The 23,329-nt window shown below is 61.5% G+C and carries 18 protein-coding genes; 5 read left to right on the top strand and 13 right to left on the bottom strand.

The window, feature by feature from the left end:
• The first annotated feature begins 69 nt into the window (after nt 1–69).
• Nucleotides 70–1,509 carry a cardiolipin synthase gene (gene cls, locus J3P93_RS00365; RefSeq protein ID WP_434594146.1) on the top strand — a complete coding sequence of 480 codons (1,440 nt, stop codon included), beginning with the start codon at nt 70–72 and terminating at the stop codon, nt 1,507–1,509.
• A gap of 26 nt (nt 1,510–1,535) precedes the next feature.
• On the opposite strand, the gene cfaB is transcribed toward cls, so the two are convergent.
• The 5 genes from cfaB to hflK (J3P93_RS00340) all read right to left on the bottom strand — a co-directional run bounded on the left by cfaB (nt 1,536) and on the right by hflK (J3P93_RS00340) (nt 8,887).
• A complete protein-coding gene (gene cfaB / locus J3P93_RS00360; RefSeq protein ID WP_434594144.1) occupies nt 1,536–2,723 on the bottom strand; it encodes a C17 cyclopropane fatty acid synthase CfaB in 1,188 nt (395 codons plus the stop codon).
• Between the two features lie 209 nt (nt 2,724–2,932).
• Nucleotides 2,933–4,840 carry a cation-translocating P-type ATPase gene (locus tag J3P93_RS00355; protein WP_434594141.1) on the bottom strand — a complete coding sequence of 636 codons (1,908 nt, stop codon included), beginning with the start codon at nt 4,838–4,840 and terminating at the stop codon, nt 2,933–2,935.
• Nucleotides 4,837–5,886, bottom strand: a complete 1,050-nt coding sequence (hflK, locus tag J3P93_RS00350; RefSeq protein WP_434594138.1) for a protease modulator HflK — start codon at nt 5,884–5,886, stop codon at nt 4,837–4,839. The genes J3P93_RS00355 and hflK (J3P93_RS00350) overlap by 4 nt, the downstream gene beginning before the upstream one ends.
• Nucleotides 5,883–6,929 (bottom strand): protease modulator HflC, encoded by a 1,047-nt coding sequence (gene hflC, locus J3P93_RS00345; RefSeq protein ID WP_434594135.1) that lies wholly within the window; start codon nt 6,927–6,929, stop codon nt 5,883–5,885. Before hflC ends, hflK (J3P93_RS00350) begins: the two co-directional genes overlap by 4 nt.
• Nucleotides 6,926–8,887, bottom strand: coding sequence for a protease modulator HflK (hflK, locus tag J3P93_RS00340; protein WP_434594132.1), 1,962 nt, complete (start codon nt 8,885–8,887; stop codon nt 6,926–6,928). Before hflK (J3P93_RS00340) ends, hflC begins: the two co-directional genes overlap by 4 nt.
• A gap of 210 nt (nt 8,888–9,097) precedes the next feature.
• Between hflK (J3P93_RS00340) and lpdA the strand changes: the two genes are divergently transcribed.
• Nucleotides 9,098–10,498, top strand: coding sequence for a dihydrolipoyl dehydrogenase (gene lpdA, locus J3P93_RS00335; protein WP_434594129.1), 1,401 nt, complete (start codon nt 9,098–9,100; stop codon nt 10,496–10,498).
• 127 nt (nt 10,499–10,625) lie between these two features.
• On the opposite strand, the gene J3P93_RS00330 is transcribed toward lpdA, so the two are convergent.
• On the bottom strand, nt 10,626–11,099 hold the full coding sequence (locus J3P93_RS00330) for an Lrp/AsnC family transcriptional regulator (RefSeq protein WP_090287752.1): 474 nt from the start codon (nt 11,097–11,099) through the stop codon (nt 10,626–10,628).
• Between the two features lie 146 nt (nt 11,100–11,245).
• Between J3P93_RS00330 and J3P93_RS00325 the strand changes: the two genes are divergently transcribed.
• The gene (locus tag J3P93_RS00325; protein WP_434594125.1) at nt 11,246–11,875 is read left to right on the top strand and encodes a LysE family translocator; all 630 of its coding nucleotides are present in this window, start codon (nt 11,246–11,248) and stop codon (nt 11,873–11,875) included.
• Here J3P93_RS00325 and J3P93_RS00320 read toward each other — a convergent pair.
• The 7 genes from J3P93_RS00320 to J3P93_RS00290 are packed head-to-tail and all read right to left on the bottom strand — an operon-like array spanning nt 11,872 to nt 21,017.
• On the bottom strand, nt 11,872–14,010 hold the full coding sequence (locus tag J3P93_RS00320; RefSeq protein ID WP_434594122.1) for a hypothetical protein: 2,139 nt from the start codon (nt 14,008–14,010) through the stop codon (nt 11,872–11,874). The genes J3P93_RS00325 and J3P93_RS00320 overlap by 4 nt on opposite strands.
• Entirely contained in the window at nt 13,997–15,181 is a 1,185-nt protein-coding gene (locus J3P93_RS00315) for a DUF3142 domain-containing protein (RefSeq protein ID WP_434594119.1), read from the bottom strand. Before J3P93_RS00315 ends, J3P93_RS00320 begins: the two co-directional genes overlap by 14 nt.
• A 59-nt stretch (nt 15,182–15,240) precedes the next feature.
• The gene (locus J3P93_RS00310) at nt 15,241–16,068 is read right to left on the bottom strand and encodes a class I SAM-dependent methyltransferase (protein ID WP_434594116.1); all 828 of its coding nucleotides are present in this window, start codon (nt 16,066–16,068) and stop codon (nt 15,241–15,243) included.
• A complete protein-coding gene (locus tag J3P93_RS00305) occupies nt 16,062–17,216 on the bottom strand; it encodes an acyltransferase family protein (RefSeq protein WP_434594113.1) in 1,155 nt (384 codons plus the stop codon). Before J3P93_RS00305 ends, J3P93_RS00310 begins: the two co-directional genes overlap by 7 nt.
• Nucleotides 17,213–18,088 (bottom strand): class I SAM-dependent methyltransferase, encoded by an 876-nt coding sequence (locus tag J3P93_RS00300; protein ID WP_434594110.1) that lies wholly within the window; start codon nt 18,086–18,088, stop codon nt 17,213–17,215. The genes J3P93_RS00305 and J3P93_RS00300 overlap by 4 nt, the downstream gene beginning before the upstream one ends.
• Nucleotides 18,085–19,389, bottom strand: a complete 1,305-nt coding sequence (locus tag J3P93_RS00295; protein ID WP_434594107.1) for a glycosyltransferase — start codon at nt 19,387–19,389, stop codon at nt 18,085–18,087. The genes J3P93_RS00300 and J3P93_RS00295 overlap by 4 nt, the downstream gene beginning before the upstream one ends.
• Entirely contained in the window at nt 19,383–21,017 is a 1,635-nt protein-coding gene (locus J3P93_RS00290; RefSeq protein ID WP_434594105.1) for a glycosyltransferase, read from the bottom strand. The genes J3P93_RS00295 and J3P93_RS00290 overlap by 7 nt, the downstream gene beginning before the upstream one ends.
• Nucleotides 21,018–21,444: 427 nt before the next feature.
• Here J3P93_RS00290 and J3P93_RS00285 point away from each other — a divergent pair, with 427 nt between their 5' ends.
• A complete protein-coding gene (locus J3P93_RS00285; RefSeq protein WP_206414406.1) occupies nt 21,445–22,359 on the top strand; it encodes a GDP-mannose 4,6-dehydratase in 915 nt (304 codons plus the stop codon).
• Complete coding sequence (gene gmd / locus J3P93_RS00280) at nt 22,356–23,327, top strand: GDP-mannose 4,6-dehydratase (protein WP_434594101.1); 972 nt, start codon at nt 22,356–22,358, stop codon at nt 23,325–23,327. The genes J3P93_RS00285 and gmd overlap by 4 nt, the downstream gene beginning before the upstream one ends.
• Nucleotides 23,328–23,329: the final 2 nt, after the last annotated feature.

Here is a 23,329-nt window from a genome sequence, read left to right as displayed (position 1 = left end):
ATTAAATAGCGACATTCGCCGCCGAACATGGTCTGTTAAGCATTGCATCTTCCGGAGCAAGGCTGCCCCATGGATTATTTTGGACCGCACATTTTCGGTTATCTGATCGCGCTGATTCACACCCTCGGATCGATCGCCGCGATACATGCGGTACTCACCGTGCGCACTGCGCAGGGTTCGATTGCCTGGGCATTGTCGCTGATCTTCATTCCCTACCTCACGCTGATTCCCTATCTGGTCTTCGGCCGTAGCACCTTCGACGGTTACATCAAGGCGCGGCGCCAGGCCAACGAACAGATGCGCGTGGCCATCTCCGAGCTGAACTGGCGCCCGTGGGTCGAGGAAGCCCTCGCCGCGCGTGCTTCCAACGCCTATGCCTCGTTGCGTGCGATGCCCAAACTCGGGCGCATGCCGTGCCTGGCCAACAATGAAGTGCGGCTGTTGATAAACGGTGCAGCCACGTTCGAGGCAATCTTCAGTGCGATCGAACAAGCCAAAGAAGCCGTGCTGGTGCAGTTCTTCATCATCCACGACGATCGGCTCGGGCAACGCTTGCGCGATCTGCTGCTGAAGAAAGCCGCCGAAGGCGTGACGATACATCTGCTCTACGACCGCATCGGCAGCCACGCCCTGCCCCATAGTTACGTGCAGGCATTGCGCGACGGCGGCGTTGCGGTGAAAGCATTCGCCACGCGCAGTGGCTGGCTCAACCGCTTTCAGGTCAATTTTCGTAACCACCGCAAGATTGTCGTGGTCGACGGCATCGTCGGGTTTGTCGGCGGACACAACGTCGGCGACGAGTACATGGGCGAGAAACCACCGCTGGCACCATGGCGCGATACCCATGTGCAAGTCCGCGGACCGGTCGTGGCGAGCATGCAGGAATCCTTCGCCGAAGACTGGTTCTGGGCCGCACGATCGCTGCCGCCGCTGATCCTCCCGGATGCCTATCCGGAGGATGGTGTGCTCTGCCAGTTGCTCGCCAGCGGCCCCGCGGATGCCTATGAAACCTGCTCGCTGTTTTTCGTCGAGGCGATTCACGCCGCCACCGAGCGGGTGTGGATCACCAGCCCGTATTTCATTCCGGATGAAGCGGTGTTCGCCGCACTGCGACTGGCCGTGCTGCGCGGCGTCGATGTGCGCCTGCTGCTGCCGTCGCGCGCGGACCATCGCATCGTTTACGCAGCCTCAAGTCTTTATGCGTTTGAAGCAGTGCGCGCCGGCGTGCGGGTGTTTCGGTACGAGCCCGGTTTCCTGCATCAGAAAGTGGTGTTGATCGACAGCGAGATCAGCGCGATCGGCAGCGCCAACCTGGATAACCGCTCGTTCCGTTTGAATTTCGAGGTCATGCTGCTGGCCGTCGACAGCGCCTTCGCCGCCAGTGTGGAACACATGCTCGAAGCGGACTTTGCCCAGGCCTACGAAGTCGCCAAGGAAGAAAGCCGGGAGATCCACCGCCTGCAACAAGTCGGCATGCGGATCGCCCGGCTGATATCACCGATCCTGTAAGGCGTCTGGAGAAGACGCCTTCGACCTCACGGGTGATAAATGTCGTCGCGGGTCCAGGGCAGTTCATGGCTGCCGTCGGCATGCGCTTTCACTGCGAGGATCTGGTGCAGATTGATCCAGCCACGGGCAAACGCGTAAGCGCAGCCGGCCAGATACAGGCGCCAGATACGCAACGCCTGTTCCGGTACCAGTTTGCCAGCGGCTTCGAGGTTGTCTTCCAGTCGCTCGCTCCAATGGTCCAGCGTACGCGCGTAATGCAGGCGCAGGCTTTCCACGTCGACAATCTCCAGCCCGGCTTCACTGATCTGCGCCGAAATCATGGACAGGTGCGGTAGCTCGCCGTTGGGGAACACGTATTTCTCAATGAAATCGCCCGCGCCGCGCCCAACCGGCCGGCCATCGGTGTGCTTGGCGGTGATGCCGTGGTTCATCACCAGGCCACCCTCCTTCACCGCACCAAACAGGGTTTTGCAGTATTCGGCGAGATTGGCATGGCCGACGTGTTCGAACATGCCGACACTCACGACCTTGTCGAAACGACCGTCCTGAGGCAGATCGCGGTAGTCGAGCAATTGCAGTTCGATCTGATCTTCCAGCCCCTCAGCCTTGACCCGCTCGCGTGCCAGCTTCAGTTGCTCCTGACTCAGCGTGATGCCGAAGACTCTGGCGCCGAATTCCCGTGCGGCGAATCGCGCCAACCCACCCCAGCCGCAGCCGACATCCAGCAGATACTCGCCCGGCTGCAAGCGCAGCTTGCGGCACAGATGGCGAAATTTGGCTTGTTGCGCCTGCTCGAGGGTTTCGCTGCCGGTCTCGAAATACGCGCAGGAATAGACCATGTCGCTGTCGAGCCACAGCTGGTAGAAGGCATTGGAAAGGTCGTAATGGTACGAGATGGCCTTGGCGTCGGTTTCCTTGTCGTGCACTGCACGCACCGGCTGACTGCCTTCGTCTTCGTCGAGCAAGGCGCTGCTCAGTTCATCGCAGACGCGGATGACCTCGCTGATCGAGCCCTCCAGTTCAAGTTTACCTTCAACGAAAGCCGCTCCCAGCGCATCGAGGCTTGGATGGGTGAACTGGGTGACCATCTGTGGGTCCTTGACCACGATGGTGACGCTGGGCGTCGGCCCCAGATTGAATTCATGGCCGTCCCAGAGTCGCAGGCGAAGCGGAAGCTGCAGGTTCTGTAAGGCCGGTGGAAGTTGCGCGAGCATGGAAATTCCCCCCTTGTTTCAGACGTCAGATCTGAGGGTAGACCATCGCGGAAAAATAGCAGGCTATCGAATTGATTAACCGAAGCTATCGTCGCAGACGCTCCAACAGGCCATCCTGCACCCACGACTTCCAACCGATGACGGCTTGAAATGGAGCGCCCTCTTTTCCAATGACTGCTAACTTGGCCAGCAGTTCGTTACAAATCGTTTCAAAGCTCATCATCCATTTTCGACAACGGTTCCTGAAACCGCAGCAAGCGACCGGCATTACCAAGGACCAGCAAGGTGCTGAGGTTGTGCAGCAGTGCAGCAATCATCGCCCCGGCTGCACCAAGCCAGCCAAATGCCGCGAAGACGACGATTGCCAGCGTCCAGCCCAAGCCGATGATCACGTTGACCTGCAATGTCCTGCGGCACTGACGGCTGAGGCGCACACAAGTGCCGAGCCGGCGCAGGTCGCTGCCGATCAGCACGATATCGGCCGAGGCCAGCGCGATGTCCGCGCCGCCCGCGCCCATCGCCACGCCAACTACGCCAGCCTTGAGTGCGAGCGAGTCGTTGATACCGTCGCCAACCACCATTGGCCGGAAGCCGCTGTCGATTTCATTGAGTACGCGATTGAGCTTGTCTTCCGGCAAGGCTTGCGCCTCGACCTCGTGCAAGCCGACCTCCTGTGCCAGCGAGTTCGCGACGCTCTGACGATCGCCGGTCAACAACAGCTGCCGGCCGAGACCCAACTCACGCAATTCACTGAGGGCAAAGCGAGCCTCCGGTTTGACGCTGTCGGCCAACAGCAGCCAGGCCAGAAACTCACCGTTCGAGGCCAGCCCGGCAATCGGCCCATCGTGGTCTGGGACGGGTGTGGTGCTGATGCCCAACTGCGCGAACAGCTCCGGGCGTCCGAGTGCCGCTTCGCCCTGCGCGGTCGTAGCAACAACGCCGAGCCCCTGCCGCTCCTGAATCCCGCTCAAAGGCAGATAGTCTTGCGCAGTGACGAGGCCGGCCAAGGCGCTGCTGACCGGATGACTGCTGGCTGCGCCGAGGCTGGCCGCCAAGGTCTTCGCCGCCGCGTGATCCGCTGCTGCGCCGGTGATAGATTGCAGACGCAAGGTGCCGTAGGTCAGCGTTCCGGTCTTGTCGACCACCAGGGACGTCAGATCAGCCAGTTCCTCAAGGAACGCCGAGCTGCGGATCAATATGCCGTGACGCGCCGCGACTGCCACACCGGCAATCGCTGTGGCGGGTGCCGACAACACCAGCGCGCAGGGGCAAGCGGCAACCAGCACTGCAAGCATCGCTTGTGCGTCGTTGGTGATGAACCAGGTCACGGCTGCCAGCAGCAATACCAGGATCATGTAGCTGCCGGCGTAACGTTCGAGCAGTCGGGTGATCGGCGGTTTCGAGCGTTCGGCGTTTTGCATCAGTGCGATGACTTTGCCCAGGGTCGACTCGTCACCGGTGCGCGTCACTTCGATACGCAGTAAGCCGTCGAGGTTGATCGCACCGCCAAACACAGTCATGCCGACGCCCGCCTCGACCGGCACTGATTCGCCAGTGATCGACGCGGTATCGAGACTGCCCTGACCGGAGAGAACCCGACCATCCGCTGGCACCCGATCACCGGCCCGCACCTCGACGGTATCGCCGGGCTTGAGGATGCCGTTGTCGACTTCGATGACCGAGCCATCCGCCTGGATTTTTCGCGCATGGCTACGTGTCAGTTGCCCGAGGGCGTGAATCGCTTCCTGCGAACCGATGACACTGCGTTCCTCCAGCACATGGCCGAAAATCATGATGATCGGCAGCAACGCTGCGGTGAGCAGATCGCCGGTTGCCCAAGCGCCAAGCATGGCCAGCGCAATCAATTGATCGGTAATGCCATGCAGGCTCGGATAGCGCAGGCTGTACCACGCCGAGCGCATCACCGACACCCCGACCATTAACGAGGCAAAGCCCAGCAGCAATTGGCTGACCCCGGTTTGCTCCGGCAGCCACCAACGCCAGACCAGGCCGAGCCCGAGCAAACCGAGCGCAAGCATGGCCAGGGTCAGTTGCCGTGCGGCGCGGCGTTGTTCGGCCGAGGACAACAGGCTCGGCGTGGCGGCGGTCGTAGTCATTGGCTGGCTCCCTGAATGATCAGGCGGGAATCGTCTTTCGGATTGACCGTGGTCACCGAACCGGCCTGGCCGAGAATCTTCGGCATGCGCTCGCGGTACAGACGCAAGAGCAACTGCGGGTCGGCACCCTTGGCCAGACTCGCAACCGTGGCGGTATCTGCCGACGCTTTGGCCAAGCGCTCGCCGGCCTGGGCGTGGGCAATCTGCAGCGTACGGTCGGCTTGTTCGTTGGCGGTCTGGGTGAGTTTTTCCGCCTCGGTGCGCGCGTTGGCGACAGCTTTATCGGCTTGCTGGCTGGCGGTCAGGACTGCGTTAAAAGCGCTCACCGCAGGCTCAGGCAGACTCGATTGCACATCGACCCGCGCCACTTCGACACCAATGCCCTGCCCGCCCGCTTTCAGTTCAGCCAGGCGCTGATTGATCGCTCTGACCAGATCACCGCGCAACCGCTCACGGCGCTCGGCGGCCTGACTGTCCGCACCGATCAGCTCCGGACGTGCAACCAGAATGGTGTCCAGGTCGCGCGCGGCGCTCAGTGCCAACGCACTACGAGTCACCAGTCGATCCAGTGCCGGCAAGACATGATTGCCTTGCACAACGAAATCGTACGGGTCGCTGACTTTGTAAAACACTCGCACGTCCAATTGCACGACACCGGCATCCCCGGTCAATAAATAACCAGAGCCCGCCAGCGCATCACTCAACGGCGTGGCAAACGAAGCGACCCGATCTGCCCTTAACGCCTCATCGCTGCGCAACAGGTTCTCCACGCGCCGTTCGATCACCCGATCCGCTGCCGGCAGCAGGATCACTTGTTCAAACGGCTGTGGCCAGGCCATGAGCAGGCCGGCGTTCTGAATGCGATCCAGCGCACCGAAATGCAAAACCACTGCGCGATCTTGCGGATCGATCTGCCGCACATTGGAAAACGCCCAAGCCAGCGCGGCCAGCACCGTCACCGCGTACAAGGCAAGAAATGCCAGGCGTCCAGCCTGAATCCATGGACTGTTCAATGTTTGTGTTCCACGTGGAACGTCATCAGTCATGGCTGTAATCCGGCTTTATTGTCGAGTGCCGGCGGCCCGTCGATTAACACGCGAAACGGCGCCGCATCGGTCCGCAAAATCAGTTTGGTTTCTGGCGTGACGATCGTGCCAAGGGTGTCGAGCGAGCGCAGCAAGTTATAGAGCTGTGGTGAACTGGCGTAGGCGCGGCCATAAATCTGCGCTGCTTCGACGCGGGATTGCGCTTCGATGTCGGCAGCTTTTACCGTCGCGTCAGCTTGCACGATGCGTGCGTCGCGTTCGGCAGCGGAACGGATCTGCGCGGCTTCACGTTTACCGATCGCCGTGCGTTCGGTGGCAATCGTTTCACGTTCCGCACGCATGCGATCGACGGTGGCCGTGAGCGTGACCGACGGCAAGGTCAGACGCTCGATGCCGACTTGCACGACGCGTACGCCATAAGTAGCAAGTAGCTGCTGATCGATCTGTTGGCGCAACTGCGCCTCGAAATCGGCGATGCGCACCTGGCTGGCATCGGTGTTAACCAGACTTGCCAGGTCAAAACTGCTTGCCGTGGTCTCCAGCGCCGAGCCGACAAAGGTACGAATCTGCCGCGCTGCTTCGTCCGGCTGATTTTGCACGGCGCGCATGAAACGCTGCACATTGTCCGCGTCGCCCTGCACCTGCCACGCCACGTAAGCCTGGACAATGATGCGCAAGCCGTCGCGGGTACCGACATCCTGCAAACCGCTGGAGGTGGTACGCAAACGCAGATCCACCGGAATGGCCGCCTCGAATGGCGCCGGCCAGCGCCAGCTCAGGCCCGGATCCAGCAACACTCGCGCTGGATTGCCGAAGCGTGTGATCACTGTGGCTTCGCCGGAGCGCACTTGCACCAGGCTCGCCGCTGCAACCGCAAATGCAACCAGCAACGCAGCCCAGCCCATGCGTCGCCACGGAAACGGTCCAGCCTCTTGCGGCGCACCGTGGTGGTGATGGTGATGCCCGTGAGGGTGGTGATGCCCGCCATGGCCGTGATCGTGGCCGCTGTGGTCATGCGAATCGTGAGTAGGCGACTGGCTCAATGGGCAACTCCTGGTTGAGCGTTGGTGCGCGCGGGCGTCAGGTCAGCCGGCAGCGTGAAATTTCGCAGGTCGATGGTCGGCGCGTTGGTGGTGCCGCCCAGTCGGTGATCAAGGATCAGCAGCCGCGCTTTGCTCAAGCCTTGGCTGAGCTGACCGAGATATTGCTCGAGCACAAAGGCTTGACCGGCATTCGCGAAGGCCTTTTGTTCGGCGCTGAATTTCGAATCCGCTGCCTGCGCTGTGGCACTGGTTTCCCGCGCGTTGGCGATAGCTAGATCGCGCGCCAGACTGGCCTGCAATTGCGCCTGATTGCTTGCTTCGGCGGCGGCACCCCGCTCGCGGGCAATCAACGCCTGCGCGCCGATCTGTGCGGCTTGCACGCGGTGATAGGCATTGGCTGCACCGGCCGGCGGATGAATCGCTTCGACCACCGTGGCGAGAATTTCTACGCCGCTGTTGAGTGAATCCAGATCGCTTTGCACCGCGCGACCGATCTCCTCGGCCAGGTCGACGCGGTCCTCTCCGAGCAAACCGTCCAGCGTACGCGAGGCGAAATCGTGCACCAGAATCCGGCTGGCGGTGCTGCGAATCAGCGTCGGCACATCGGCACTGTTATAGGTAGCGGCCAACGCGGCCTGATCGCTCAGGCCGATGCGATAGACGAAACGCACGTCCATGTTGACGATCTGGAAGCTCTGCTGCTCACCGCGACGGCTGGCGATGACTTGCGACTTGTCATTGACGTGACTGGCGTCCCACAAGCGGTTGGCTGTCGCCGGTGCCGGACCTTCGGCAGGATCGGCTTGCAGCGGTGCCGGGTTCTCGCCGACGCTGGTTGCCAGTTCATGCACCACGCCGTTTTCAACGCTCAACACGCGCCCCAGCGGCCAAGGCAACCCCACCTGTAAACCGGGGCCGAACACCTGCACCGGTTTGCCGAAACGTTCGTAGATACCCCGGCCCTGTAAGGGAATTTCATGAATGCCGGTGAGCAGCCAACCCATCACCGCCACCAGCGCCAACACCGGCAACAATGCCCGGCGCATAAAACTGAACGCCCAGATTTGCCGCAGATCGATGCCAAAACGGTTGTGCAATTCGTGCTGCAAGGCGAGCAAGGGTTGCGGTGGCCAGCGCAGCATGTCGGCGACAAAGCTGCGCGCCAGCAGCGTCGGTTCGAGCTGCTCGCGGCGCGGGCTGAACAGCGAAAGCATGGCACGCAATAAAAATTCCACCGCGACCAGGCCCGGCAAGAGCCCGCTCAGCACGGCGACACGCACCGGCCAGACCGCATTTTCGCCCGCGAACAACAAACACAGCGCGCTCAATATCAGCGTGATGATCGCCACCCGCGTCAGTTGCGCCACCGATCCCGCTTCCGGCCATAGTGCCGGGTTCTCCTGGGCCAGTTGCCGTTCGAACACCAGCAAACCGAACGCCAACAGCAACCCCAGCGCTGCTGCCACGGTGGCGGACAGGCCCATCGCCGCGCTCGGCAATGTCAGGTTCCACGCTTGTTCAACGCTGAGCAGCGTCAGCAACGCCCAGCTGGCCAGCCACAACGTCGCTGCGCCAATCTGGCCGAGCAGATGCAGGCCGCGCTGGCTCAGGCGATCGAGCAATCGTTCGTACCAGCCATCTGCTGGTGAAACTTCTTCGTCTGCAAGCGCAGTCGAGGGCGTTGGATTGATCGCTCGTGCTCGCCATTGCGTCAGCCACCACGCCGATTGCAACCCCGCGACCAACACCAGCAACGCGGCACTTTGATTGAGCAATAACGGTTGCCACAAGGACTGCGGTGCGAACAACCCGACAAACAGCGCCAGCACCACGCCCGCCCCTGCCAACCCGCCAAGACCCAACGCCCAACGTCGTAGCCGCCGGCCCTGTACGGCTGCCTGCTGGAACCGTGGCAGTCCGGCCACTTGCGTGCCCTCAACCTGCAGATCGACTTGCATATCACCCCAAACTGATTGGCCCGCGTTCGTGTCGTTACGATATAACGAAAAGCGTGAAATATTCGTCCACAATTGCGCTTATTCAAAGATGCCAGACCTGTCGCTTGCCTGAAGCCTTGACCGAAATGTCCGAATGCGCACATATTACGTACGTAATTTTAATTGATGACTAACGTCAACGATCCGCATCCATCGAGCAGGAGCAAGCGCATGAGCAACTATGACGTGGTGATTCTAGGCGGCGGCCCCGGTGGCTATAACGCCGCGATCCGCGCCGGTCAGTTGGGCCTCAAGGCTGCTTGCGTGGAAGGGCGCGCAACGCTCGGCGGCACTTGCCTGAATGTCGGCTGCATGCCCTCCAAAGCCTTGCTGCATGCCTCGGAACTGTACGACGCTGCGATGGGTACGGAATTCGCCAACCTCGGCATCGAGGTCAAACCGACGCTGAATCTGACGCAGATGATGAAACAGAAAGACGAAAGCGTCGCTGGCCTGACCAAGGGCATCGAGTTTCTCTTTCGCAAAAACAAAGTCGATTGGATCAAGGGCTGGGGCCACATCGATGGCCCCGGCAAAGTCAGCGTGACCGACACTCAGGGCAACAAGGTCGAACTGGCCGCGAAAGACATCATCATCGCCACCGGTTCAGAGCCCACTCCCCTGCCCGGCGTCGAAATCGACAACCAGCGCATCCTCGATTCCACCGGTGCGCTGTCCCTGAGTGAAGTGCCCCGCCATCTGGTGGTCATCGGTGCCGGCGTGATCGGGCTGGAGCTTGGCTCAGTCTGGCGACGGCTAGGCGCGCAGGTGACGGTGATCGAATACCTCGACCGCATCTGCCCCGGTGTCGACGCTGAGGCCGGTAAAACCTTGCAGCGCGCGCTAGGCAAACAGGGCATCAACTTCAAACTGAGCTCGAAAGTCACCAGCGCCACGTCCTCTTCCAGTGGCGTGCAGCTCAACATCGAGCCCGCCGCGGGCGGCAGCGCCGAGTTAATGGAGGCCGATTACGTGCTGGTGGCCATCGGTCGCCGTCCCTACACCGCAGGTCTGGGGCTGGAAAATGTCGGACTGAGTACTGACAAGCGCGGCATGCTTGCCAACGAACAACACCGCACCGAAGCCCCCGGTATCTGGGTAATCGGCGACGTGACGTCCGGACCGATGCTCGCGCACAAGGCCGAGGACGAAGCCATGGCCTGTGTCGAGCAAATCCACGGCAAGGCCGGCGAGGTCAATTACGACCTGATCCCCAACGTGATCTATACCAAACCGGAACTGGCCAGCGTCGGCAAGACTGAAGAGCAACTGAAAGCTGAAGGTCGCGCCTACAAGGTGGGCAAATTTCCCTTCACCGCCAACAGCCGGGCGAAGATCAATCACGAAACCGAGGGCTTTGCCAAAGTCCTCGCCGATGAGCGCACCGATGAAGTGCTCGGCGTGCATCTGGTCGGGCCGAGTGTCAGCGAGATGATTGGCGAGTTTTGCGTGGCGATGGAATTCAGCGCCTCGGCTGAAGACATTGCCCTGACCTGTCACCCGCATCCGACCCGTTCCGAGGCGCTACGCCAGGCGGCAATGAATGTTGAGGGGATGGCGACACAGATGTAAGCGTTGAACGGGCTGTCGCCATCGCCAGCAGGCTGGCTCCCACAGTGGTTATCAAGCGAACAGCCATTTTGTGGTTGACCGAAACCCTGTGGGAGCTAGCCCTGCTAGCGATGAAGGCACCCCATTTTCAAGCCGGCAGATGCCCCAGCGGCAAAGGCCCGGGCGTCTTCACCGTGTGAATGGCGAAGTTGCTGCGAATGTCGCTGACTCCCGGCAGTTTCAGCAGATGACTGCTGACAAAACGGTCATAGGCACGCAGGTCCGGCACCACCACTTGCAGCAGGAAATCCGACTCGCCCGACACCAGAAACGCTGAAATCACCTCCGGCAATGCGGTAACGGCGGCGTAGAACGCATTGGCCCGTTCTTCGTTGTGCCGCTCGACCTTGACCCCGACAAACACCGTCAGCCCCAGTCCGACTTCATCGCGATCGAGATTGGCCTGATAACCGCGAATCACCCCCGCCTCTTCCAGCATGCGCACGCGGCGCAGGCACGGCGAGGCCGACAGGCCGATTTCCTCCGCCAACTCGACATTGCTCAAGCGGCCGTTGCGTTGCAGCGCGGCGAGAATCTTGCGATCGAAAGCGTCGAGTTTCATGGTTGGCATGATTCCGATGGTCTGGACGTGGAAAGCCAGTAGGTTATGCCAAAATCGAGCGCTTTTGAAGCTGACTACGCAAGCACCTGCGCCCGCCTTCGGCCCTAGAATTGGCCCACCGAATCCGCTGCACAAGGGCTGCAAACATGACCAATTTCTGGCTGTTTTTCCTCGCATTGGCCGTGGTGCTTTTATTGCCCGGCCCGGACATGATCCTGCTGCTGCAGACTGGAGCCCGTCAGGGTCGCGGCCCGGCACTGGCCACCGCCATTGGTTTGGGCGTCGCTCGCGCTTGCCATGTAGCGCTCGCCGCATTGGGACTGGCGGCGCTGTTCAAGGCAGCACCGTGGACCTTCGAGGCGGTGCGCCTGGCCGGCGCGGCGTATCTGCTATGGATCGGCCTGCACTGCCTGCGCAGCACATTGTTGCCGCCGCTGAACGCTGAAGCCGTCAGCAACAGCCACAGGCAATGGCGCACGGCCATTCGCCGAGGTCTGCTGACCAACCTGCTCAACCCCAAGGCCTTGCTGTTCTGCTCGGTGCTGTTGCCACAGTTCATCGTCAACGACGGCACGCCGGTGCTCAGCCAGTTTGCCGTGCTCGGCGGATTGCTGGTCGGCATCGGCTTTATGTTCGACAGCGCTTATGCCCTGACCGGGGCCGCGCTGGGCCGTTGGCTGCAGCATCATCCAACGGCCCAGCGCGTGCAGCAGTGGTTGTTTGGCAGCCTGTTGATCGGCTTCGCCGTGCGCCTGACCTTTGTCCAGCAGGCCTAGCCTTTGCCCGCCTTGTGTCGGCGACGACTGATCAACAACAACGCCGCAGCGACCAGCAGCGCCAGCGCGCCGATCTGCACCGGCCACTTGTACGGCCGCAGCGACGCGCGCACGGCATCGGTGACCTGCGTCACGTAACGCTTGTCGGCGTTTTCGAAATCCGGGTACGGACACTGGTTGCCGAAATCCACCGCCCATGGCACGTACGGGCCTTGCTTGACGTAACGCTGATACAGCGCGCTCTGGTCTTGCAGGCTGCTGTTCCAGCCGGCCGCATTGCACAACACCGCGGCAAAGGCCTGACTGGTATGCGGCAGGTTATCGGCGGCGCGACCGGCCAGTTCGGTAGCGACAAACCGATAGTGGTAACGCTGATCCGGCTTCGCGGCGCTGGCCTGCTGGCGTTGCACTTCCGCCTCGGACACCAGCTGTCCGACTTTCAGCTCGGCGCTTTCCAGGCTGTAATTGCCGCCGAACGTGGCGTAATCCGGGGCCATTTCGTAGCCGAGAATGTCCATGCCCCATTCGCGGGCCGTCCACGCGGCGTTGTACAAGGCACTCGCGCGCTTGGTCGGCCACCACGCGGCGTCAGCCTTCAGGCGTTGTTCGCCGTAGAGGCGCGCCTTGTTCTGCAGGTCCGGGTTGTCGAAATAAGCCACCGCTTCCTGGTAATGGCCTTCGCGCAGCAGGCGCCGACCGAGCAGATTGCGCAAGCTGGCCGCCACCGGCAGCGGCACATAGTTGTCGCGCTCCTGCGGGGTCAGCGCTGGCGGCGCAGGGACGTTTTCGTCGACGTAGCGTTTTAGCTCATCGACCGTCAGCACGCGCTCGGCCACGGTCGCGGCGTCAAACCAATAGACGTTGTTGCTGCGATACAACTGCACGAACGCTTGCAGGTACTCACCGCGTTGCAAGGCGAGAATCGCGCTCTCGCCCTCGACCCGGCACTTCGGCTGCACGGTTTCATAGGCCCAGTCCGGTGTGCGTCGGTAACCCCAGTCCTCAGTCTGCGGAAAGGCTTGCGCGGCTTTCGAATACGCCGCCGCAGCGGCATTCTTGTCGCCGTCACGCACGGCCAGTTTGGCCCGCAACCACCAGGCCAGTCCGCCGTCTCCAGCATTTTTCAGAAAGGCTTTGGCGCTCGCGTAATCCCCCTGTTGATAACTGATCGCCGCCAGACGATCAGCATTGTCGAGGCTGCCACGGGTGCTGTTTTGCAGCAGCTTCACCAGTTTCTTTTCGTTCGGCGGCTGATCACCGAATGACCAGCCCTGGCGGCTGACCAGCGACGCCGTGACCAGTTGCTGCACCGCTTTATGCTCAAGCAGTTTCGCCAGCTCAGCCTCGGGCAGCTCCGCCAGTTCATTCATCAATTGTTTCAGCGAGGTGTAACCCACCGCCGAGCCGTGCAGGTTCTGCGCCTCATACAATCCGATGGCGCCGCTCCAGTCACCGGCGCTGCGCAACACCCGCGCTTCCTCGCCGAGGCTGGCCACGCCCAGCTCCAGCGGATCACTGAAGCCATCGACGCTCAGCTGCCGTGTCTGGCGGTACGCTGCGCGTGCCTGCTCCAGTGCGGAGATCGCATCAGTGACCTCGGCGCTCGCCGCCAGCCATGTGCGGCCCAGCGAATACGCCGCCCAAGTGCTGCGCAGCGGACGCTGATCGGCCGGCAGCGCTAGCACTTTGTTGAAGTATTCGATTGCCTGTTGATGATCACCGGTCGCAAAGGCTACGGCGCCGGCAACATACCATCGGATTTCCTCGGGCAGACTGGCGCCCTGCGCTTCGACCTGATGCGCATCGGTCAGCCCGCGCAGTCGTTTGACCAAGGCTTGCTGCTCGGCGCTCAGGCCTGCCTGCTCGGCTTGCTCCCGAGCGATGGCGGCAGCGTTTTCTTCGCCGTACAGATCGTTGGGATTGTGCGTGACGGCGGTTGCGTTCTTCAGCCCGGCGATGGTTTTAACCAGACGACTGAGCTCGAAATTGAAATTGCCTTCAGGCAGATCGGCCAGGGTCTGACCGCGATCGTCGAGCAGGCGCATCGGAAAATCCGGCCCGCAGGCCAGCGCCGAACCCAGCGGCAGGCTGAGGCTCACGCAAAGCAGATGACGCGACCAGTTACGGGACAACATGCGAACCTCCTTGATCAATATTGGCGCAACGCGCCCAACCGATGGCGCGTCGTCCGCCCGCCGGCAAGCGGCCGTCGCGCAGGCGGGTGAAGGTAAGCAGATCGGCACTTTGTTGCAACGAGTAACCGGCGAGCGCATCGGCGCCCTCGCAGTTTTTTGCCTTCAGGGTAATTTGCGCAGGCCAGGTGCTGTCGAGATTGCCCGTGTTGACGAGCTGGATGTCGTAGAGGCCGGCGTGTTCGCTGAGCGTCACGCCGAGCCGACTGGTCAGTTGATCGCCACGGGCAACCGCCGCCAGCGTGGTCAGGCTCCAGGCGCGGCGATCATTGGCCAGCGGCAGGCGAAACCAGATCAGCCCCGCAAGATGCTTCGGCGGATCATCACGTAATGTTTGGCCGAGCCGGCTCAATTGCAGCGGATCGGCAAGCAGTTCCCGACGCTGACCGCCCCGCTCCAGTTGCACTTCGCTTTCCACCACCGGTGCACCACCGTCATCCGGCAACAACGCCACGCCATAGGCCGGCAACGCCAGATAGAACGGCTTGTCAGTGATGCGGGCCCAGGCCCTGGACCACTTCAACGCCTGCTCGGGATCGAACAGACCGCGCCGAGGATCGCTGACCGCATGCACTTGCAGCACGCTGCTGTCGACAGTTTGCAGCAGCACAGGTAGTTGCGGACTGTCGAGCCAGGCCGGCAGCGCGGTGATGCTCAGCGGTAACGTCGCCGGCAATGCCGAGCGCAGCTGTTGGAGGAATTCAGCGTAGGCCGGCAAACGCGCGCTACCGGCATCGTGGTCGATCTCGATGCCGCTCACTGCCAAGCCTTGCGCCTGCCAATCGGCGAGCACTTGCAGAATCTGCCCCGTAACCCGTTGCTGATCCAGCGCCTTGAGTTGGCCGTCGAGCCGTATCACCGCGATCAACGCCCGGCCATCGGCCTTCAGCAACGGCGCATCGATCCGCGCCCGGCTCCAGCCCGCGTTCGGAAAGGCTTGCAGTGCCAGCACCCGCAGCGTCGAAAAATCAGCGTGGCTGTTGCGCAACGCTACCTCGTGGGCAGGTGTCCACTGGCGTTGCCAGACATACAGTTGCTGGTCGAGGGGCGGCGCATCCTGCGGTTTGCAGGCACACAGCAGCATCAAAATACATAGGCCGACGGGACGCCGCATACCTTGCAGATCCTGGAGAACGAGGCCGCAAGGTTACACAAAACCCGTGTAGGGATGTGTCAGGGCTTGCGCGCGATGATCACCTGGCTTTTCGCTACGACCGCATCCAGTGCCTGCTTGATCTGTGCGCCGCGCGGCGAGTCCAGCAGCGCTTGCCAGGTTTCGGCCCAGTGATTGAGCAACGGATGGTCCGGATTGCTGAAATCGACTTTGGCTTCCCAGAACAGCAGCATCCACATCGACCAGTAAAAACCGTACTGGCTGTGACTGATGATCTCCAGCCCGGCGTCGCTGACCAGCGTCTTGAACTGCTCTTCGCTGAGGATGCGGATGTGGTTGGGCTTCTGGAAATACTCGGCCGCGGCGATGTCTTTTTGCAGATCTTCAGAGCTGGGATGCGGCACGCTCAACAGGTACAACGCACCCGGTTTACCGACGCGCACCAGCTCGGCGAGAAACTGCGCCGGGTCGTCGACGTGTTCGATCACCTCGGTGGATACCACGCGCGTGGCCGTCGCATCGGCAATTGGCAGCGGGTTGCAATCGGTGACATGGCATTCGACATCCCGCGCCGGGGTATCGCTCAGGCGCTGACGGGTCGCCTCGACCTTGGCAGCATCAATGTCAGCGATGATGATTTTCGCCCCGCGCATGCCGCAGAAATGCACGTTGCCGCCGTCGCCACAACCGACATCGAGCAAGGTGTCGTCGGCAGACACCATGAAGCCTTTGAACAGCTCGTTGGTTTCCTGGTTGAACCAGCCACTGAGCTTGGCATCGTACAAGCCGAGCATGTACGGATCGACTTTGCTGGCGGCTGGCGCAACCGGTTGCGTCGACGCCGGGGCTGGCGTCGCCGCCGTGAGTTTTTTCAACAGGCTCAACATGAGGTGGCTCCAGTGGCAGGGACGGCGGATCGCGCGGTACCGAGGCGTCGCAGCAGTGCGGCACCGCGGTTGCGCATGGGCATTTCGACCAGACGGTAATTCAGCTCACTGAGCAGCACGATCAGGCCGAAGGCGATCAGCAGCGTCAGGATCGGGTGGCCGGCAGGGCTGGGCAGACCGGCGCTTTGCAAACGAAAGATCAACTCTCGCACCAGTTGATAGGCAGGTATGTGGATCAGATAGATGCCGTAGGAACGGCTGCCGATCCATCCCAGCAGGCGCTGCACCGCACCGGCTGGCATCAGATAGTCACGATCATACGAGGCGATCCACACCAGAACCGCGCTGAGAACGGCGATGGAACCGATGCGATACCAGGCGAAGGTGAAGCGGTCGGCGGCCATGAAACTCAGCAACGCAGCGATCACGATCAACGCACCAATCCCCAGCCACGGCCGGCGCAGAATGTCCGGTCGGCAGCGCTGATAGCCTGGCTGCACGCTCCACATCGCCAGCAGCACGCCGAGGGCCAGCGCGTCGGTACGCACCACCATCAGCAACGGCGTGCGCAGCGTAAAAATCTGCACCGCGACCAGCGCCAGCAACACCCACACCAGACGCTTGCGAAACAGCACGATCAGCAGCGGAAACAGCAGGTAGAACTGCTCCTCCAGCGCCAGACTCCAGTAGACGAAACTGCTGCCGTATTCGTAACGGAAGAAGCTGTCGGCGAAGCGAAAGTTGGCGTATTGAAAGACCCCGGCGAGGCTCGCCTGCAAGTTGGCTGACAGCGTACCGAACGCTCCCGAACGGTTGACGAACAGGCACGCCAGCAACATCAGCGCCAGCCATAGCCAGGCCGACGGCAACAAGCGAAAGGCCCGGCGCAGCCAGAAATTGCGCGTCTGCTGCCAGTATTGCTGGCGACTGGTGCAGCCTTGCAAGGCCGGGATCAGGCTGCGCGCGATGACAAAACCGGAGATGGCGAAAAACAGGTCGACGCCCCACCACGGCTGCGCCCATACATGAATCTTGGCCAGCAGCGGCACCACATCGGTGAACAGACTGTCCTGCAAGTGGTGAAACAGCACACCCAATACCGCGATGGCGCGCAGCACTTCGATGTCCATGATGCGTTTGCCGCTCATGGCGCATCCCCGACATCGAGTGGCTTTCGAGCAATGATCACCTGGCTCTTGGGCAAGAAGCTGTCAAGGGTCTGTTTGATCGCCAGTCCGCCAGGCTGCGTGAGCAAGTCCTGCCAGGTTCGCGCCCAGCTTTCCATCAATGGCATGAACGGCGGCTGGATGCGGTCTCGCACCGCACCACCCGGATCACGCCCGGCGGCGCGTTCGCCGGCCCAGAAAAAGATCATGCCCATTACCCAGAAAAAGCCGCTGGCCTGACGATGCTCGATCACCAGACCCGCCTCCTGCACCAGCGCGGCGAAGCGCTCTGCGCTGAAAATCTGCACATGGTTGGGTGACTGGAAGTAGCTGGCCGGGGCGATGCCTTTCTGCAGATGTTCACCGGCCGGTGCCGGGACGCTGAGCAGATACTGCGCGCCGGGACGTCCCATGCGCACCAGCTCGGCCATGAACGGCTCGGGTTCGGCGATGTGTTCCAGCACTTCCATGCACACCACCTTGCTCGCGCAGCCGTCCGCCAGCGGCAACGGCAAACTGTTACTGACCAGACCAAGACTGGCTTTTGCGCCGTGTGCCTCGACCTGCTGCGCAAGGTCACGCACCTTGTCGTGTTCGCTGTCGGTGAAGATCACCGAAGCCCCCTGACGCACGGCGAACAGCGTTGCCACGCCCTCGCCGCAACCGACGTCAAGCACACTGTCGTCGGCAGTGATCGCAAAGCCCTTGAGCAACTCGCCGCTGTCGTTGAGGAACCAGCCGTCGAGCACCGCGTCGTGCAAACCGACATCGCGCGGCGACAGCGTTGCCGGCGGTTCCGCCACAGGTTGCGCGGCGCGTGTCGGCAGCCATCGCGCGAGCAGGCGCCGGATCATGCGAGCGAAGCTTGTGCAGGCAACGGCGCGACGGCGGGCAACGGCGACTCGAGGAAGGCGCGCAAGCGTTGCTCGGTGCTGGCCTGGCTGCAGAAGCGTTGCAGGCTTTGCACCGCTGCGGCGGACATGGCGGCGTAACGCTGCGGATCGTTTTTCGCCACCGCGTAGCTGTCGCGATAGGCCACGCACAATGAATCCCAGTCCGTCATGTAACGCAGGGTGCGGTAGGCCGCGCGCGGGTCATGCGGCCAAGCCGTGAGTTCTTCAGTGAAATCGACCAGAAAGGCGTTGTCGCCGCTGATGTAATCGGCCATCGCCGTGTTGACCGGGGCAATCGCCGGTTTGCCGCAGGACATGAACTCCATCAACGGCAAGCATTGGCCTTCGCCATAGGAACTGTTGACCACGTAACTGGTGGCCTGCACCAGCGCTTCGTAGTCGGCGTCGGCCAGATAGCCGTGGATCAGCACGATCCGGCATTTGTAGAACTGGTTTTTGTACAAGTGATGGAGCATGTCGGTCAGTGCATTGGCGATGTCGTGGTGAGTCAGTTTCAGTACCAGGGTCGCATCGCTGACCTCGCGAAACGTGGTGCAGAACGCACTGATCATGTCCTGCCAGTTCTTGCGTCCGTCGTAAGGGTTGAACACCGAGGTGTAGACCACGCCGTCCAACTGCAACGGGCAATCCTGCGCCGGGGCGTCAAAGGATATGGGCGTGCCCTCGCACAACCCCGGCGGGCCATATGGACGCAGATCCGTCTCGCGACTGTCGATCAGCAAACCACGCAGATTGAGCGTCACGCCCTCCACCACCGGGCGCTTGAGCAATGCTTCACCGCGCGCGGCAAAACGGTCCCACACCGGTGCGGGAATCGCGCACACCGGATAGTCGGCCCCCATCACATCGCGCACCGCGTTGACGGTGAACGTCGAATGGGTGATCGCCCGACCGCACGCTTGCAAGACCACCCTCCAGTCATGCCGTGGTTCACCCTGCCAGCTCTCGGTGGGGATGGTGCTGAACTCCCAGGCGAACACTGGAATGGTCGGGCATGCGTAATGAATCGGCGTGCGATGCGGTGGCGAGAACGACAGAAAAACGCAGTCCTCGCCGCGGCTCTGGCAGTCGAAATACAAGCGGTCGACCAGTTCGTCAGGATTGCTGACTTCGATCACCTGACCGATGCGCTCCAGCACCGGGCGGAACTCCTTGAGCACAAAGTAATAGCTGTACTCGGGCCGTCCGAGGTTCTGCTGGATGTTGCTCTTGTTGGTTTCCGAATGAATGATGATCAGCATGAGGCCGCCCCGCTCTTGATTGCTACGGGCGTAATTTCACTTGTCGCCTGCTGGTCGAAAAATGTCTTTACGCGCTGCTGCACCGGAGCGAAACCGCAATATTCACGCATGCGTTCACTGGCCGCGGCCGCCATCGCCTGATAAGCCTCTGGACGGTGTTTGGCCATGGCGTAGCTGTTTTCATAAGCGGCTTTCAATGAGCCCCAGTCAGGACGATGGCGCAGGGTGCGATAGAGGATGCGCACGTCTTCCGGCCAGATGGTCGGCTCGCGGCTCGATTTGACGATGAAGCCGACACGTTCGTCGATGTAATCGCCCATGGCGGTGTGGTCAGGCGCGATTACCGGTCGCGCGCAGGACATGAATTCCATCAACGGCAGGCACAACCCTTCGCAGCGCGATGCGTTGACGTAAAAACTGGCGGCGCCATACAGGCGGGCAAACTCCTCGTTCTCCAGATAGCCGTGCATCACCACCACCCGGCAGGCAAACGGCGACAGTTGCGAGAGCAACGTGATCAGATGAACGTAGTAACTCGACAGGTCGTTCTGGGTGATTTTCAGCACCAGCGTGGCGTCTTCGACATCGCGCATGGCCCAGCAGAACGCCGTGATCAAGTGATGCCAGTTCTTGCGCCCGTCCTCTGGATTGAACACGCTGACATACACCACACCGCTGACGTCGATCTGCACCTGAGCGTTGGTGTCGGGCAGTACGGCTTGCGGGTGTTCGGTCTGCTCTTGCGCTTGTGCTTGTTCCACCGTGACGGGCAAGCAATCGACAGCAGGTGCGGGCGCAGCGGCGAGCGCCTGCGGGTCAGCCCCGGTGAATAGATCACTGAGCGCCTCGCGATACCACTGCAACAGGTTGTGCTTGAGCAGAAACAGCGGTCTGTGCTCGGAAGGCGTCGTCAGCGCCCGGTAGCCCTCACGCAAATAATGCTTGCTGATCAAAAGCCTTCGCCGCAGGGTCAGCTCGGGCGGGGGTTCCGGCTCGGGCGGCGGCTCATCGGCTGGTTCCGCGAGGCCCCGGATCTCCAGCTCCTGTTCATTGTGAATCGGTGCGATCAAGCCATCGGCCGACAGGCCCAATGCGCGGCTGTCGATGATGCAGCCCTTGATCTGCAAGGTACTGCCGGGGTTTACCGGGACACTGGGGTAGTCCTGGCGCACTTGAGCGAAGCGCTCCCATAGCGGCGTGGGCAATACCAGTACCGGGAAATCTGCACCGAGGCTGCGGCGAATGGCCTGCGCGGTGTGGGTGGACAAGGTGATTACCCGGCCATGGCGTGCGAGCATCGGGCGCCAGTCCTGGCGTTCATCGCCGGCGGCGAATTCGCTGGGGATCGAGTCGTACTCCCAGGCAATCACGCAGACCATCGGGCATTGCAGCCCGGTCGGGGTTTTGTGTGGCGGCGCAAACGACAGGAACAGGCAGTCTTCACCGCCCTGACGCAATTGCAGATACAACGGATCGACGTCGTCAGGCGAGGCCACCACATGCACCTGGCCAAGGCTTTCCAGCACCGGGCGATAGGCCTTGAGCACGAAGTAGTAACTGTATTCCGGCCGCCCCAGACTTTGACTGATGGAGCGATCGTTGACGTCCGAGTAAAGAATGAAATTCATGGCATCCCACGATGAAGCAGCCGTCCCGGCAACCTCATGCTGTGACGGCCGGGCACGGGTTTCAGCCGGCATTGCCGCTGCTGATCCCCAACTACCTCAGACACGTCTTCGTTCTTGTTTTAGTGGTCGGTTTCACCCTGTTGCGCAATACCCGCAGCGAACCTGGGGAATGGCGACGAGGGCCATTCTAAACACATCCATCGCAGCTCCGGGAACCGCCCGCCGAGAATAAATCCGGCTACGCTGACGAGAACTGACCGGTCACGGTTTGCCCTGTTGAAATTGCCGCGTAATTGGCACAGATTGGGCACAAACAACTACAACAACGGACTTCGCCCGTCTTTCAGCCGGTTTTTCCATCGGTCTGACAGACCTCTCCTTAAACTCTGTGGGAAAGTGCGCAAGTTCAAGACCAAGGGGTCGCTGCTTGAAAAAACGTCTGTTCGTCACGGGCCTGACCGGCTTCGTGGGACAACATCTTCAGTCTCGTCTGGCCTCGCCTGATTCGACATGGGAGTTGCTGCCTGCCGCAGCGCCCTATGACCTGACGGACGCCGAGAGCCTCAGTGACCTCTGGCCGCAAATGCCCGACGCGGTGATTCATCTGGCCGGACAAACCTTCGTTCCTGAAGCCTTCCGCGATCCGGCACGCACCCTCGCCATCAATCTGTTCGGCACCCTCAATCTGTTGCAGGCGCTCAAGGCCCGGGGCTTCACTGGCACCTTTCTGTATGTCAGCTCCGGCGATGTCTACGGACAGGTCGGCGAAAGCGCTCTGCCGATCACCGAACAGCACCCGCCCTGCCCGCGCAACCCGTATGCCGTGAGCAAATTGTCCGCCGAGTTTCTCAGCCTGCAATGGGGCCTGAGCGAAGGCTGGCCGGTACTGGTCGCGCGGCCGTTCAATCACATTGGCAGCGGGCAGAAAGACAGCTTTGTCATCGCCAGTGCCGCGCGCCAGATAAACCGCATCAAACTCGGTCTGCAAGGGCCGCAACTGGAAGTCGGCGACATCGACGTGACCCGTGATTTTCTCGATGTTGGCGATGTCATCTCGGCCTATCTGGCGCTGCTTGAAAGCGGTACGCCCGGGCAGGTCTACAACATTTGTTCGGGCCGCGAGCAAAGCATTCGCAGCCTGATCGAACAGCTGGGCGACCTTGCCGAGGTCGAGTTGCAACTGGTTCAGGACCCGGCGCGGATGCGCCGTGCCGATCAGCGTCGCGTTTGCGGCAACCACGCAAAACTGGCCGCAGCCACCGGATGGGCGCCGGCCATTACCACACAACAATCCCTGCGGACGATCCTGTCCGACTGGGAGACGCGAGTACGACAAGAATGACCAAAAGTGCACTGATCACAGGGATCACCGGCCAGGACGGCGCGTATCTGGCCAAATTGTTGCTCGACAAGGGCTACACGGTTTACGGCTTCGTCGCCCGACGCAGCAGCGACTCACGCTGGCGTCTGCGCGAAATGGGCGTCGAAGCCGACATCGTCTATCTGGACGGTGACATGGCCGATGCGTGCTCGGTACAGCGTGCAGTCATTCAAGCCAAACCCGACGAAATCTATAACCTCGCCGCGCAAAGCTTCGTCGCCGCCTCGTGGAATCAACCGGTCACGACCGGCATCGTCGACGGTCTGGGTGTCACCCATCTGCTCGAAGCGATCCGCCAGTTCAGTCCGCACACGCGCTTTTATCAGGCCTCGACCAGCGAAATGTTCGGCTTGATCCAGGCGGAGCAGCAGGACGAAAACACCCCGTTCTACCCGCGCAGCCCGTATGGCGTGGCCAAGCTCTACGGCCACTGGATCACCGTCAACTACCGCGAAAGTTTCAACCTGCACGCCAGCAGCGGCATTCTGTTCAATCACGAATCACCGCTGCGCGGCATCGAATTCGTGACGCGCAAGGTCACTGACGCCGCAGCACGCATCAAGCAGGGCAAACAGCAGGAGCTGGCTCTGGGCAACATCGATGCGAAACGCGATTGGGGCTTTGCCGGTGATTACGTCGAAGCCATGTGGCTGATGCTGCAACAGGAAAAACCCGACGATTTCGTGGTCGCCACCGGCGTCACCACCACGGTGCGGGAAATGTGCCGGATCGCCTTCGATCACGTCGGCCTCGACTACCGCGATTTTGTGAAGATCGACCCGGCGTTCTTCCGCCCGGCCGAAGTCGAAGTGCTGCTCGGCAACCCGGCCAAGGCTCAGCGGGTGCTGGGCTGGAAGCCGAAAACCGATCTGGATGGCTTGATCCGCATGATGATGGATGCGGACATGAAACGCGTCGCCAAGGAGTAGGC

Source organism: Pseudomonas sp. R3-57, assembly GCF_051132065.1.
Lineage (GTDB): Bacteria > Pseudomonadota > Gammaproteobacteria > Pseudomonadales > Pseudomonadaceae > Aquipseudomonas.
This window is presented reverse-complemented; position numbering and strand designations above follow the sequence as displayed.

What these genes read in the sequence shown, in the direction of transcription:
- cls (WP_434594146.1), top strand. Translation starts at nt 70, where the DNA reads ATGGATTATTTTGGACCGCACATTTTCGGTTATCTGATCGCGCTGATT.
- cfaB (WP_434594144.1), bottom strand. Translation starts at nt 2,723, where the DNA reads ATGCTCGCGCAACTTCCACCGGCCTTACAGAACCTGCAGCTTCCGCTT.
- J3P93_RS00355 (WP_434594141.1), bottom strand. Translation starts at nt 4,840, where the DNA reads ATGACTACGACCGCCGCCACGCCGAGCCTGTTGTCCTCGGCCGAACAA.
- hflK (WP_434594138.1), bottom strand. Translation starts at nt 5,886, where the DNA reads ATGACTGATGACGTTCCACGTGGAACACAAACATTGAACAGTCCATGG.
- hflK (WP_434594132.1), bottom strand. Translation starts at nt 8,887, where the DNA reads ATGCAAGTCGATCTGCAGGTTGAGGGCACGCAAGTGGCCGGACTGCCA.
- lpdA (WP_434594129.1), top strand. Translation starts at nt 9,098, where the DNA reads ATGAGCAACTATGACGTGGTGATTCTAGGCGGCGGCCCCGGTGGCTAT.
- J3P93_RS00330 (WP_090287752.1), bottom strand. Translation starts at nt 11,099, where the DNA reads ATGAAACTCGACGCTTTCGATCGCAAGATTCTCGCCGCGCTGCAACGC.
- J3P93_RS00325 (WP_434594125.1), top strand. Translation starts at nt 11,246, where the DNA reads ATGACCAATTTCTGGCTGTTTTTCCTCGCATTGGCCGTGGTGCTTTTA.
- J3P93_RS00320 (WP_434594122.1), bottom strand. Translation starts at nt 14,010, where the DNA reads ATGTTGTCCCGTAACTGGTCGCGTCATCTGCTTTGCGTGAGCCTCAGC.
- J3P93_RS00315 (WP_434594119.1), bottom strand. Translation starts at nt 15,181, where the DNA reads ATGCGGCGTCCCGTCGGCCTATGTATTTTGATGCTGCTGTGTGCCTGC.
- J3P93_RS00310 (WP_434594116.1), bottom strand. Translation starts at nt 16,068, where the DNA reads ATGTTGAGCCTGTTGAAAAAACTCACGGCGGCGACGCCAGCCCCGGCG.
- J3P93_RS00305 (WP_434594113.1), bottom strand. Translation starts at nt 17,216, where the DNA reads ATGAGCGGCAAACGCATCATGGACATCGAAGTGCTGCGCGCCATCGCG.
- J3P93_RS00300 (WP_434594110.1), bottom strand. Translation starts at nt 18,088, where the DNA reads ATGATCCGGCGCCTGCTCGCGCGATGGCTGCCGACACGCGCCGCGCAA.
- J3P93_RS00295 (WP_434594107.1), bottom strand. Translation starts at nt 19,389, where the DNA reads ATGCTGATCATCATTCATTCGGAAACCAACAAGAGCAACATCCAGCAG.
- J3P93_RS00290 (WP_434594105.1), bottom strand. Translation starts at nt 21,017, where the DNA reads ATGAATTTCATTCTTTACTCGGACGTCAACGATCGCTCCATCAGTCAA.
- gmd (WP_434594101.1), top strand. Translation starts at nt 22,356, where the DNA reads ATGACCAAAAGTGCACTGATCACAGGGATCACCGGCCAGGACGGCGCG.